This window comes from Chryseobacterium sp. (assembly GCF_041914225.1).
Taxonomy (GTDB): domain Bacteria; phylum Bacteroidota; class Bacteroidia; order Flavobacteriales; family Weeksellaceae; genus Chryseobacterium.
Map to the genome: position 1 here is coordinate 44,079 of NZ_JAYSDT010000007.1, position 13,976 is coordinate 58,054.

Sequence of the window (13,976 nt, forward strand, 5' to 3'; positions counted from 1 at the left end):
AATCAGGCTTCTCTGTCAAAGAGAAGTTTTATTTTTGTTTTCTTATTGATAACATAACATATGAATTTCAGATTTTCAATGGTGTTTCTGATGCTTTTTGCATTGGGATTTTCACAGGACCTTACCGTAATGAGTTTTAATATCAGGCTGAACGTAGAGTCAGATAAAGACAATGCCTGGCCGAAGAGAAAGCAGGACGTTGCAGATTTGCTTACCTATTACCATCCTGATTATTTCGGAGTACAGGAAGCGCTTCCTGAGCAGATGAAAGATATTAAGACAGGATTAAAGAATTATGATTACATAGGAGTAGGAAGAGACGATGGTAAAGAAAAAGGGGAGTTTTCAGCCATCTTTTATGATACCAACAGACTTGATGTTGTAAAATCAGGCACATTCTGGTTATCTGAAACTCCGGAAAAACCTTCAAAAGGATGGGATGCTGCACTGAACAGAATCTGCACCTATGCAGTATTTAAAGATAAAAAATCGAAGAAAGAATTCCTCGCAATGAATCTTCATTTCGATCATATTGGAAATGTGGCAAGAGTGAAATCTTCTGAACTGATCCTTAAAAAAATCAAAGAACTCAATCCAAAAAACCTTCCGGTAACGCTAAGCGGAGATTTTAACCTGACAGATGATTCAGAACCGATTAAAATTCTTTCCCAGAATATGAAAGATACTTTCTACCATTCTGAAACCAAACATTATGGTCCGGTAGGAACTTTCACTGCTTTTGATGTCAATACAGTCCCGAAAGACAGAATAGATTATATCTTTACACAAGGCTTTAAAATAAGATCTCACAGACACATTAATGACAGAAGAGAAAATCTTTTGTACCCGTCAGATCATTTCCCTGTAATTGTACATCTGTCGCTATAAAAAATCATTGGTTGGAAAATCAACTTCAAATCCAATTCCTCTAAGGGATTGGATTTTTATTTGGGGATCACTGTTGAAATATTTGCGGAGCCTGCTGATGAACACATCAAGACTTCTTCCTGTAAAATAATCATTGGTTTCCCAAAGATTGTCCAGGATATTATCCCTTGTAATAATAGATCGGTTGTGTTTCAGAAGATACAGCAGTAATTCCTGTTCCCGTATAGTCAGCCGGTTATTTCCGTTAGGATGTGACAACAGAAGCTTGTTGGTGTCCAGTGAGAATTCTCCTATTTTTATTTGGGAAGCCATAACAGCAGGAAGACTTCTCTTCAGAATATTTTTGATTCGTAACACAAGCTCTTCAGGATCGCAGGGTTTGGCAATATAATCATCAGCACCTATTTTCAACCCGGTCAGACGGTCGATTTTCTGGTTTTTGGCAGTTAAAAACAATAATGGGAAATTACTTTTTTCTTTCAAAATCATTTTTGCCAGTGAGAATCCGTCTATATTAGGCATCATCACATCCAGAATTCCTATCTGATAAGGAAATTCAGCAGAAAGTAAGGGTAAAACTTCTTCGGGATTCTGAAACCAGCCGACTTCAAAATCTTCCAATTCAAGATACTGCTTCAGGATCATTCCGAAATCCGGATCATCCTCTGTAAGAAGGATTTTAGTTTTCATAAGGAATTGATATTTTAAAAGTGCTGCCTGTATGAAGCTGGCTGGAAACCTCTATTTTTCCACCATACTTGTCAACGATTTTTTTTACAAAATAAAGCCCCAGTCCAAGCCCTTTGCTATTGTGAATATTTTTGTTCTGTATTCTGTAAAATTTTTCAAAAATAGTATTCAGCTCTTTCGTTTCCATACCTTGTCCGTTGTCAGAAATTTCAATTTCCAGATGCTGAGAACGGGAGCTTAGATTTATTGTAATAACAGATGCTCCATATTTTACGCTGTTTTCACAAAGATTTTTAATAACAGTTTCCATCAGGTTTTTATCAAAAGGTAGCTTTTGTAAGATGGTGTTTTCAAATTTAAAATCTGTAGCAGGATAGGTAACTGCAAGATCCTGAATGAAGAAATCCCAGTCTTTAGGCTGTATTTCGACTATTTCGTCAGGTATTTCGTCCTTATGAAGCTGAAACATCAGGCTTTCAAGACGGGCAACCTGGCGGTCAATAAGAGGAAGCGTTTCCGGGTTCCATTCTTTCTTTAACGTTTTTGATGCTATTTTTAAAGTAGCAATCGGAGTTTTAAACTCGTGTGAAATATTATCCACAATGTTGTGAAGAACTTCCACCTGTTTTTGCTGGGCAGCCAGATTTTTAACTGTAAAAATATACAGCATCAGAACAAAGGATAAAATCGCAATACAAGACAGAAAGAGCAATGCCTGTTCTTTGAAAACAATACTTTTAATATTTAATATTTCAATACTGGTTCTGCTTCTTACCAGGAAAACATTATTTTTTCTGGTCTTACGATTGATTTTTGAAGTTGAAGTTGTTTCCCATTTTCCCCGGCTTAAAATTTCGGGATTTATTATTTTGTTTTTCGTTTCATACAGCACAATGGGGTTGTCCAGAAGATTGATATTATCCGGCATGAAAGAAACAGACAGGTATTCTATTTTTACAGCAATTCTGTATCCTTCTTTTCTAAACATACTGTCAACATGATTACTGAATATTTCCATCGTCTGCTTTCTGTTTTCTTCGAAAAAATTCAGAAAATCTTTTTTACTGATTTCTTTATTGTTGTAGCGGATGAAAAAAGATTGTAAAGAATCATCGTCAGTTTTTTTTGCACCGCCGTTATCTTCCAGTTCATCAGTATAATCTCTGAGAGGAGACTGTATTGCCCTGTAGATTTCTCTCTCTTTTACCTGATAGGTTTTATACATAAAGTAAACCTGTATTCCCAGTAAAAGAAGGAACAGAGTGGCAAAAACCGGAATCAGAATTTTACTCTTGGCTATCATCGGAACAAAGATAGAGCTTTAACATTTTAATGAAATAGTATTTTTTATCATTAACCTTTTATTAACCTGATGTTTAGTGTGTTTTTTGGTAATTTTAGAAAATTAAATTCGATGTAATGAAAAAGGTATTCATTCTTCTTGTTCTGTTCCTTGGGATGGGGATTAAAGCTCAGACCCATCGCTTTATATATGAACTTCAATACAGGCCTGATCCTAAAGGTACAAATTATGAAAAGGAAGAAATGGTACTGGATATTAATCCGGAGGAAGTGAAATTTTATGAATTTGCATTTTTGGTAAATGATTCTCTGAATATCCTTCATGGAGGAATGTCTTCTCAGTATACCAGCCAGTCCGGACAGACCATTATCAGGAAAAAAGGTTCCAATAAAAATAAAAATTTTGTTCAGATCATGATGATGCCCTATTATTATGTGTTTGAAACGGAAGATAATATTTCGTGGAAAGTAGAGGCTGATACCAAAAAGATCAATAATTATAATTTGCAAAAAGCAACTGCAGTATTTGGAGGAAGAAACTGGACCGCCTGGTTTACTCCGGATATCAATATTCCTGAAGGTCCTTATAAATTTAGAGGACTGCCGGGATTGGTTCTGTATGTAGAGGATGACAACAAAGACTTTATATATTCTTTCTCCAGAAATATTAACCTCTCCAAAATATATGATACAACAGGTTTTCTCGAAAAGCATTATTCATTGTCTCCTATTGCCATTGATTTTAAGAAATGGGTGAAACTGAATCTGGAGTTTTATAATGATCCTTATGCCAGAATGAGAACTGAATTTCAGCCAGACTGGAATGTACGCATTAACGGACGACAGATCAAAAGTAAAGACGAGTTTGCGGGTTTGACCAAACAGACGCAGATTAATATAAAAAGATATTATAATCCTATAGAACTGGATAAAATAATCCCTTATCCATAAAAACATATTCCATTGATTTTAAAACCTGAATTTCCGGATTCAGGTTTATTATTTTGAAGAAAAGAGATTAACCTATCATTAACCCATCGTTAACTGAAAATCTCCTATTCAATGCAGAATTTTGTCCCCATAGAACGCAACAACAGTCTTTGTTGGAGGATAAAAAAATAACTATGTATAAAATTCTTTTTCTTTTGTGTTTTCCGGTTTTGATTCTTGCTCAGAAACAATTGCCTGGAGGAACAGTTGTAAACACTGAAAACGAAAAGCTGTCATCAGTAAAGCTTGAAGTGTATGATGCTCAGAATAAATTAATCAAAGAACTAAAAACAAATGAAAACGGAGAATTTGTTTTGGAAGGTATTACAGAACGGAATGTAAAACTGGTGATTAAAAATCCGGGGTATTCTTTATTTGAGAGAAAGCTCGATCTGAATGAACCTGAACCGCTGAATGTTATTCTTAAAAAGGAGTCCCAGGAAATTGAAGGAATTGTAATGACCAGGCGTAAACCCCTGGTAAAAAGAAAAGTTGACCGGCTGGAATTTAATGTGGAAAACAGTAATATTTCATCACTCAATGCCTGGGAAATCCTAAAAAATACACCCAGTGTTACCATCAACAATAGTGTATTGAGTGTAAAGGGAAGCACAGGAATTCTCGTGACGATTAATGATAAAAAAGTAATGCTGACGGGAGATGAACTCAAAAATCTTCTGGAAAATACACAGGGAGATGAGGTGAAGTCAATAGAAGTGATTACCAATCCGCCTGCAAAATATGAAGCTTCAGGAAGTGCTGTTCTGAATATCGTCCTGAAGAAAAATAAAATTGAAGGCTACCGGGGAATTCTCTCCTCTAAATATATACAGACACAATATGCAAAAGGTGTTTTTGGGCTTTCCCAATATTATAAAAAAGATAAACTTTCCGTTATGGTAAGCTATTATAAAGGAATCGGGACCTACTACCGGGAAGGAACAGACTATGTAAGTTATCCGGAAAGTCAAACCCGATGGATCAGTACAATGAACAGGAAGGATAAAAACAATAATCAGAATACCCTGAATTTTAATGCGGAATATGAATTGGACAGCCTGACCAATATAAGCCTCAACTACTCAGGGTATTTTTCTCCAAAATCCTTCGGGATTTACAATGTTCCAACTTTGATTTATAATGAACAGGATATTGTAGAATCCAACTATACTACAATTAATGATCATCGCTCAAGATCCATTAATAATTCTGTAAGCCTTCAGATAGACCGGAAACTGAACAAAAAAAGCAGCCTTTCCTGGATCAATTATTTTACGGGAAACAATGCAGATAAATATCAGAATGTAATGACCTATCTGAACTTTGCTGGGCAGCCTCCAAAAGAGGATGATTTTATTACGAAGAACAAAGCGGATGTTCAGTTGTATTCCACTCAATTTGATTACCAGTGGAAAGAAGATAAACTGGAACTGGAATCCGGAGCAAAATATAGTTTTGTAAAGACGAACAGTAAGCTTGACTTTTCAGATAATGAGAATGGAGAATTGCAATACAGACCGGAAAAAAGTAGTGTATTTGATTATAAAGAGCATAATTTTGCACTGTATTCTTCATTGTCCTACAATATAGGAAAATGGAACTTCAAAGGAGGTCTCCGTGCAGAAATGACGGATCTTGAAGGAACTGTTTCTGAGCCTTATGAACTGAATAAAAGTAATTACTGGAAGTTTTTTCCCACTTTTTATGCACAGTATACGACAGAAAATAAACAGGAATTTGGGTTTTCTTATGGTAAAAGAATCAGCAGACCTTCCTATTCATGGCTGAACCCCGCAAAATCTTACTATAACCTGTTCTCATACTATCAGGGAGATCCGAAATTAAAGGCAACAATCACTCACAATCTGAATCTTACCTACTCCTGGAAGGATTGGAATGTGGATTTATATTACCGGAAAGAAATCTATCCATCCATGGAAATTTCATATCAGGAACCAAGTACCAACAGTTTGATCTATTATTTCACCAATATAGAGAAAGGAGAAGCTTTCGGATTAAGCCTGTATAAAAATTTTCAGGTCAAGCCATGGTGGAATATTATCGTGTCTGAAAATCTTGAACACAACGAAAATTATTTTAAAGGAACTGACGGATTCCTATATAAAAACAAAGTCTGGAACCTGGCATCCAATATTTCAACAAGTTTTACACTCGATAAAAACACCGATTGGAAAATAGAAATAGGGCACCGCTATTATTCTCCGGGGATACAGGGGACTTTCTGGATCTCGGAATCTTCTGCAACTTATCTGGCGGTCAATAAAAAATTCTTTAACAAAAAACTGGAAGCAAGCCTTTTGTTTAATGATATTTTTAAAACTTCACAGGAAAAAATAAGTACAAAGTATGCCAATCAGGACAACTATTTTATAGATTACCGGGATACCCAGAGCTTTACGATTTCTTTGAAATTCAATTTTGGAAATCAGTCTGTGAAAAATGCAAAAACAATAAAGAAAACTGCAGAACAGGAAAGATTGTAAGTAAATTTAATATAAGAATCGTTACAATAAAATATTATTATATAACAAATGATCTACTGGTGTCAGATTTTCGCTATTTTTGATGCCAATCTTTAAAAAGATCGTTATGAAGAAAATTTTTTCCATGATGCTGGTAGCAGTTTCTTTACTGCACTTATCAGCGCAGGAATTGTATATGCCGAGGAATATCAAAAAAGCATACGAAAAAGGAACCCGTGATATTTCAGGAGCACCGGGTAAAAATTACTGGCAGAACAAAGGAGTGTATAATGTAGAGGTAAAAGTGGATGCCGTTACCAAAATAGTTTCCGGAAAAGAAACGATTGTCTATACCAACAACAGTCCTGATAGCCTGAATGAACTGGCCATACGCTTTGTGAATAACCTTCATAAACCACAGTCGCCAAGATCAGGATTTGTATCCAAGGATTTCCTCTCTTCAGGGCTTAAGATTAAATCTTTCATTGTAAACGGTGCAAAATATGATATCAACAGTGACGATTGGAGTACTGTTGAAAAAGTAAACCTGAAAACAGCTTTAAAATCAAAATCCAAAGCTGAGGTTAAAATAGAATGGGAATATCCGTTGTCTGTACAGAGTGGAAGAGAAGGTCAGATTGACCCCGAAACATTCTATGTGGCTTATTCTTTTCCGAGAATTTCCGTGTATGATGATTATAACGGATGGGATATGATTCAGCATTCGGACAGACAGGAGTTCTATAATGACTTTAATGATTACAGTTTCAGTATTACAGCTCCAAAGAATTATGTGGTCTGGGCAACAGGGGATTTCCTTAATCCGGAAACCGTGCTTCAGCCGGAATATTTAAAACGTTATAAAGCTTCATTAAAGAGCGATAAGCTGATACATATTGCTACAGAACAGGAAATGAGGTCCGGAAAAGTGACCAAACCTAATAAGTGGAATGTATGGAAATTTAAGGCTAACCATATCACAGATTTCTGTTTTGCACTAAGTAATCATTATGTTTGGGACGCTGCAAGTGTTCAGTTAAAAACAAAAAGAGCAAGCGTTCAGGCAGGGTATAAATCCGGAGCAAAAGATTTCGAAAATTATGTAGACTGGATGCGCTATAACCTGGATTGGTTCTCTAAGAACTGGCCTGGTGTAGAATATCCTTACAATGTAATGACTGCTATTCAGGGGTATGCAGATATGGAATATCCGATGATGATTAATGATACCAGTATCCCGGACAATCTCCAGGATGCGAGGCTCACAGCAGATCACGAAATTGCCCATACCTATTTCCCGTTTTATATGGGAATCAACGAAACAAGATATGCTTTTATGGATGAGGGTTGGGCTACTACGCTGGAATATCTTATAGGGATTGATGAAAACGGAGAAGCCGCGGCTAAAGAGTTTTATAAAAATTTCCGTGTTAAAAGATGGATCAATGACCCGTCTTCAGAACAGGACCAGCCGGTGATTACAATGAGTACGCAGGTGAGTGGTGCAGGATATGGCAACAATTCCTATGTGAAAGCATCTTTATCTTATCTGGCACTGAAAGATTATCTGGGGGACGAGCTGTTTAAAAAAGCATTACATCATTATATGGATAACTGGAACGGGAAACATCCGGTTCCATGGGATTATTTCAACTCTATGAATACAGGTTCAGGTAAAAATCTGAACTGGTTCTTCCAGAACTGGTTTTATACCAATAATTATATTGACTTAAAGATAGCAGGAGCATCCCAGATGAATGATATGCTTACCGTAAATGTTGCCAATGTAGGAGGCTTTGCCATTCCGTTTGATGCCATACTCTCTTATGAAGATGGAAGTACGGAAAAGTTACATTTCTCGCCTTCTGTCTGGGAAAAAGACCAGAAGATGACTGATCTTGTGATTCCCATTAAGAAGAAAGTAAAATCAGTACAGCTGGATGGTGATCTGTTTATGGATTATACTCCGGAAAATAACCGTAAAAATTTATAAAGTAAAAGCCTTCATATTTTGAAGGCTTTGTATTTTAAAAATAGGCAGTTAATCTTAAACCTAACGTAATATAATTAACTTTTTCTTTTGCAATCAGGTTATTAAGCTCCTGGTCCAGCTCAGCACTTTCTTTAATCTCATCACTGAAGTGGTAACGAATGGTAGAGTTGATCTGATTATAATCTGTATAAAAGGTAAGACCTAATCCCGGATTGAACTTATAAGTCATGGAAGCTCCTGTATTCCATCGGAAGGCGGGTTTAGGTTTGTATCTGGCTATCTGCAGCTCGTGATTAGGGGTGTCTATTTCGTTTCCTTTTACAAATACTTTTCCACTTGCAGTTGCGGCATATCCTCCGGTTAATTTTAAAGTAAGCTGTCATTTATCTGATAATTCGTGGGAAAAATAAGGACCAATGCCTGCAGCCAGGAATCCCATGGATTGTGTTTTGATTTCATGATCACCAAAATCCTGCCCGTCATCGAAAGTTATTCTTTGAGATTTAATCGGGAAGCTGCTGAAAGCTATATCAGCGCCAACACCCCAATTTTTTGAGAAGAAATAAGCCCCTTCCAGCCCGCCCTCAAAACCGGTTTGCTTTTTGTCGTCAAGCTCAGATTCTTTCAGGAAGTTGGTTGTGCCTAATGCTGTACCCATTTTCAGAGCAAGAAAAGAAGGGTAATCGTTTCCCTCTATTCTAGATAAGATGCTTAAATTATCCCCTTTGTTCTTATAAATTTTGTCAATAAAGAAATATCCGAGTTCTGTTGATATGATTCCGATACCGGCACCGGCAAGAATATCCGGAACCCAGTGCCTGTTATTTAAATTTCGTCCAAGTCCTGTTATCGTGGCAGACCCATATCCTGCGATGCTGTACGCCGGATTTACCATTCCGTATTCTTTGTGTAGAAAGCTGGCATTGGTAAAAGCCATAGCGGCATGTCCTGATGGGAAAGAATTGTTTTTGGACCCGTCAGGCCGTTCTACTTTTGCTGTATATTTGATAGAATTGACTAAAATAGCCATGATGGCTAAACTTGTACCATAGGATAAGGTTGCCCTTCCAATATTGTTCCGCCCCTTTACACCAGAGAGTTTTAATCCGTAAACAGCAACAGCAGGAGCATACTGAAGATAGTCATCATATTTGACTTTGAAGTTGGGAAGATATCGGTTTCTCACCTCACGGATATTTTCTTTTTCTCCCCAGGTTGCAGCTGCAGCAGTAAAAAGAATTGCAGGAGCCACTGATTTTTTTACCCATTCTTTTTTGAAAAACGGAGTCTTCTCCTGAATGGTATATCCCGAATTAGTAAGTTCCAGGTCTTGCCTGATATTTCTGACCTGGATCGTATCCTGTGCTTTAATACAGTATAAGTGCAATAGTATTCCTGATGCTAATGCTGTTTTTTTCATCGGTAGTGGTGCTGAATTAAAATCGGGTAAAAATATTAAAAAAATCTATCACAAAAATTGAGATAGACTATTTTAATATTTTTATAATATTCAGCTGCGGATTATCTTAGTCCGGCTCTTGGTCCGGATGCTGATACTACTGCCTGCATTCTTGTTTTTTGATTGGCAGAGAACATAAACATAGATTTATCATCCACATAATCCATATAATTCATAAACATCTGAGAACGGCTTACACCACCACAGATTCTGTTGAGAGGATAAGTAGGATTTCCGTAGTTAGGACCGGGAGATGTAGGAGTGTCATTAGAATAATCTGTCTGACATCCGGCATCAGATGATCCCCAAAGATGTGGCAGATTTAAATAATGTCCAACCTCATGCGTTACAGTTCTTCCTAAATTGAAAGGAGCTGAAGCACCGGTTTTCCCTATATACTGATAACCTATAACAAGACCGTCATACCATTGTCCTGCATGTTCCGGGTAATAGGCGTAGCCTAAAGTTCCGGGCTGGCCATTCTCATCAAGAATTGAGTTCACAACCCAGATGTTCATATTTTTAGTCACGTCAGTAGCATCAATACCGCCAGTACTGGCTTTTTTCATTTCTTCAAGATCAGATCTCCATCCTGTTTTTGTACTTTGCTTGCGGTTAGTAGCTACCAGTTTGAAACGAATCTTTACATCACCTGCTGCTACAGGTTGAAATGCAGACGGGATTTTAGTGATATCAGAATTGGTGCCGCCATAATCAGCATTAAGTACTGCAATCTGTTCTGCAATTCTTGCATCAGAGATATTTTGAGTGGAAGTGTTATAAATTACATTAAAAACTACCGGAATTTCAACTGTTCCATCTGCAAGAACTTTTCCCAGTTTAAGATTTTCAGCAAATTTTTCAGTCCCGAATTCAATATCGGCTATTTTTTGTTTAAGTGCAGGGTTTTTCAGGAGCATTGCCTGTCTGATTTCTTCTGATGGACAGCTTCTTTTAAGAGCGCTGGGAGCAGAAGTCTCCTGATCCGGAAGTGTTTCGTTTTGATTGGCTAGGTTGTCAGTGTTACATGCTGACATAAAGCCCAGGGCCAGGGCTCCGATTAAGAATTTTTTCATATCGTTATAATATAATTTGGTTGAGGGCGTGAAATTATAGTATTTGAAATTGATATGCAAATTATTTTGTAAAATATTTAAATAGTTTGCATGTAAAAATTTGTTTCTTTGATTATATTGCAATTTAAATGTATTTTGTTTGAATTTTAGTTAAATTATTACAATTGCTTTATATTTCACACTCAAGTGCATTTTAATATAAATAATTTTATGTCTTTATTGAGAAATATAGAATATTTTTTATACTTATTTAAGCAGCTGATGACACAATACGAGCATAAAAAAATCTACCCTAATGATTAGGATAGATTTTTAGATTTATATTTAAAAATATCTTTTAATACACTCTTAATCCGGATCTTGCACCAGAAGAAGCTACTACAGACTGCATTCTTGTTTTCTGTCCTGCAGAGAACATAAACATAGCTGCATCATCTACATAGTCCATATAGTTCATGAACATTACAGATCTTTATACACCACTGCAGGTGTTGTATAACGGGTAGGAAGGTTTTCCGTAATTAGCAGTAGTTTGTGTAGGAGTATCGCTTACCAGGTCATTTCCGCAATTGGCATCCCCCCAGATATGTCTTAAGTTTAAGTAGTGGCCTACTTCATGTGTTGCTGTTCTTCCCAGGTTGAAAGGTGAAGAAGCTCCTGTTTTACCGAAATACGGAGCAGCAATTACAACACCGTCATTCCATAAACCTGCAGATTCAGGGAAAGTTGCGTATCCAAGAATTGTGCGTCCCTGGCTGGTCATTTTACCCACAACCCATAAATTTAAATAGTTAGTTGGATTAGTTGCATCAATTCCTCCTTTAGATGCTTTTTTCATATCATCATTAGTTGCTCAGCTTGTTTTTGTTGTGGATTTTCTAACCGTATTTACCAGCCTGAATTTTACTTTTGTATCACCGGAACTTACCGATTGGAATTCAGTTGGAATTTTGTTAACATCACTGTTGGTGCCAGAATAATCAGCATTCAATACGGCAATCTGTTCAGCAATTCTTGCATCAGAAACATTTTCAGCTGTAGTTTTGTAAATAACATTAACTACCACGGGAATTTCTACAGTGCCATCAGCAAGAACTTTTCCCACTTTAAGATCGTTGGCAAATTTTTCTGTGTTGGTTTCCAATGCCGCAAATCTTTGCTGAAGTTCAGGACTTTTTTTCAATGCCTCCTGTCTGATTTCCTCAGAAGCACAGCCTCTTTGAACTAATCCTGCAGAAGTTACCGGTTCGTCAGTTGGATTTTCGTTTTGATTGTTGATGCTGTCATTGTTACATGCAGCCATTACAGTGAGCATGAAAGCTCCAAATAATAGTTTTTTCATATCAAAATCATTTAGGTTGAGGGTGTGAAATTATATTATTTGAAATTGATATGCAAGTATTTTCTTAAAATCTTTAATACATTATTAAAATTTATATCTTTTCATTAAATTAATTTCAATGTTTTTCAATATGTTTTAATTTTAATTAATTTTAGATTATGTTTATGTGTTTTTGTTTTTTTTGATGATTTTATGTGAATTATTTTCGTTTAAATTTAATTTATTGAATAAAATTTTCACAGTGAATCTTAATTTGCAAAACCGTTTTTAATAGCAAAAACTGCCAGTCCTACACGGGTTTTCAGATCCAGTTTTTCACATAGCTGGTCACGGTAGCTCTCCACTGTTCTTGGGCTGCAGCACATTTTGTCTGCAATTTCCTTATAGCTGAGTTCGGTCACAGTGTATTTTAGGAATTCTTTTTCCCTGTCGGAGATTTTTACCGCGATTTCAGATTCTGTTTCTTTGTTAAGATTGGTAAATATAATTTTGGAAGCCCAGTCCGGATAAAAGAAGCCGTCAGTATTCAGCCGGGTAAGAGCGGTTTCCAGATCTCTTGGATGGGTGTTTTTTAAAAGATAGCCTTTTGCTCCGCTTTTGATCATCTTAATCACACTGTTGTCATCTCCCTGCATGCTCAGAGCCATGATTTTAATGTTAGGGTGATTTTTTGTAAGCCATACTGCCGTCTCAAAGCCATCCATGATCGGCATGCTGATATCCAGAAGAATAATATCCGGAATAGCATTCCCTTCTTCAAATTTTTGAATGAGGTCTTTGCCATTCTCACAGACATAGATGACCTCAAATTCATTGAAATTACCGATAATGCCTTCCAGGGCTTTTGCAATAAGTATATGGTCGTCAACGATTACAATGCTTTTTTTCATGACTGTTTTTTTTAGATAATATTAAGTTGGGTTCCCTCATTTTCCTTACTTTCCATACGAAAGCTGGCTCCTATGATTTCAGCTCTGTTTTTCATATTGGTAAGACCTATTCCGTTGGATTTGATCTGTGAAGTATCAAACCCGATTCCGTCATCACGGATGTCAAGTTCCCAAAGGATGTCTTCAGACGTATTCAGAGTGATAAAGATATTTTTACAACGGGAATGTTTTATACTGTTCTGAATGAATTCCTGCGTAATTCTTAGCAGCATATTTTTATGTACAAAACCCAAATCCAGCTGTTTAAAATTATGCTCAAAACTGACTTTACACTTTTTAAAGGAGTTGGTATTGTCTACTTCCTCCTGGATCAAAGTTACAATTTCCTTCTGGTTGATATTGTCATCCGTTAATGTTTTTGACAAGCTCCTCAGGTCCTGTAAAGATTGATTGATGATTTGTGAAACCTGATCAATTCTTTCACTTGCCTCCGGAACTTTGTTTTCATAAAGCATCTGCTGAACATAGAGACTTACCAGGGTAAGTTTCTGGCCAATGTTATCATGCAATTCTCTTCCGATCTGCTGCATGGTGGCCTGCTGTATTTCGAGTTGAGTGGCCAGAAGCTCTCGCTGATGAATTTCATTTTTCATCTCGATCTCATTCAGGTATTCTTTTTTGCGCTGTCTGTAACTTCGTATATAGACTAATACTGCTGTTACAAACATTACAAAAAGTATGTTAAATAGAATAATAACGATTAAGAGCTCTGTTTTCCCCATATAAATGAACTTGCAAATAAAATATACATCACTGAAACTGAAATCAGAAAATAACTAAAATACATATCCCAAATTTCCTTG

At 36.5% G+C, this 13,976-nt stretch carries 11 protein-coding genes and 1 pseudogene; 4 read left to right on the forward strand and 8 right to left on the reverse strand.

Features of this window, described 5'->3' with window-relative positions; genetic code table 11:
• Positions 1-60 precede the first annotated feature (60 nt).
• Complete coding sequence (locus ACE3RB_RS05170; protein ID WP_374463246.1) at positions 61-888, forward strand: endonuclease/exonuclease/phosphatase family protein; 828 nt, start codon at positions 61-63, stop codon at positions 886-888.
• On the opposite strand, the gene ACE3RB_RS05175 is transcribed toward ACE3RB_RS05170, so the two are convergent.
• Together ACE3RB_RS05175 and ACE3RB_RS05180 are read right to left on the reverse strand one after the other, a co-directional pair.
• Entirely contained in the window at positions 883-1,578 is a 696-nt protein-coding gene (locus ACE3RB_RS05175; RefSeq protein WP_374463248.1) for a response regulator transcription factor, read from the reverse strand. The genes ACE3RB_RS05170 and ACE3RB_RS05175 overlap by 6 nt on opposite strands.
• Positions 1,568-2,881, reverse strand: coding sequence for a sensor histidine kinase (locus ACE3RB_RS05180; RefSeq protein ID WP_374463250.1), 1,314 nt, complete (start codon positions 2,879-2,881; stop codon positions 1,568-1,570). The genes ACE3RB_RS05175 and ACE3RB_RS05180 overlap by 11 nt, the downstream gene beginning before the upstream one ends.
• A gap of 116 nt (positions 2,882-2,997) precedes the next feature.
• On the opposite strand from ACE3RB_RS05180, the gene ACE3RB_RS05185 reads away from it, so the two are divergent.
• The 3 genes from ACE3RB_RS05185 (at position 2,998) to ACE3RB_RS05195 (ending at position 8,346) form a co-directional block, all read left to right on the forward strand.
• Entirely contained in the window at positions 2,998-3,831 is an 834-nt protein-coding gene (locus ACE3RB_RS05185; RefSeq protein WP_374463251.1) for a GLPGLI family protein, read from the forward strand.
• 173 nt (positions 3,832-4,004) lie between these two features.
• Entirely contained in the window at positions 4,005-6,374 is a 2,370-nt protein-coding gene (locus tag ACE3RB_RS05190) for an outer membrane beta-barrel family protein (RefSeq protein WP_374463253.1), read from the forward strand.
• A 106-nt stretch (positions 6,375-6,480) separates the two neighbouring features.
• Entirely contained in the window at positions 6,481-8,346 is a 1,866-nt protein-coding gene (locus ACE3RB_RS05195; RefSeq protein ID WP_374463254.1) for a M1 family metallopeptidase, read from the forward strand.
• Between the two features lie 34 nt (positions 8,347-8,380).
• Here the strand turns inward: ACE3RB_RS05195 and ACE3RB_RS05200 are convergent, their stop codons facing one another.
• From ACE3RB_RS05200 to ACE3RB_RS05225, 6 genes and pseudogenes are all read right to left on the reverse strand, one after another.
• Positions 8,381-8,575: a hypothetical protein gene (locus tag ACE3RB_RS05200; protein ID WP_374463256.1), complete on the reverse strand. Its 195-nt coding sequence runs from the start codon at positions 8,573-8,575 to the stop codon at positions 8,381-8,383.
• Positions 8,576-8,725: 150 nt separating this feature from the next.
• Positions 8,726-9,766: a phosphatase PAP2 family protein gene (locus ACE3RB_RS05205; protein WP_374463257.1), complete on the reverse strand. Its 1,041-nt coding sequence runs from the start codon at positions 9,764-9,766 to the stop codon at positions 8,726-8,728.
• A 101-nt stretch (positions 9,767-9,867) separates the two neighbouring features.
• Positions 9,868-10,881, reverse strand: coding sequence for a zinc metalloprotease (locus ACE3RB_RS05210; RefSeq protein WP_374463258.1), 1,014 nt, complete (start codon positions 10,879-10,881; stop codon positions 9,868-9,870).
• 337 nt (positions 10,882-11,218) lie between these two features.
• Positions 11,219-12,223 (reverse strand): annotated as a pseudogene (locus tag ACE3RB_RS05215) (zinc metalloprotease).
• 248 nt (positions 12,224-12,471) lie between these two features.
• On the reverse strand, positions 12,472-13,113 hold the full coding sequence (locus ACE3RB_RS05220; protein ID WP_374463259.1) for a response regulator: 642 nt from the start codon (positions 13,111-13,113) through the stop codon (positions 12,472-12,474).
• An 11-nt stretch (positions 13,114-13,124) separates the two neighbouring features.
• On the reverse strand, positions 13,125-13,841 hold the full coding sequence (locus ACE3RB_RS05225; protein ID WP_374463262.1) for a sensor histidine kinase: 717 nt from the start codon (positions 13,839-13,841) through the stop codon (positions 13,125-13,127).
• Between the last annotated feature and the right edge of the window lie 135 nt (positions 13,842-13,976).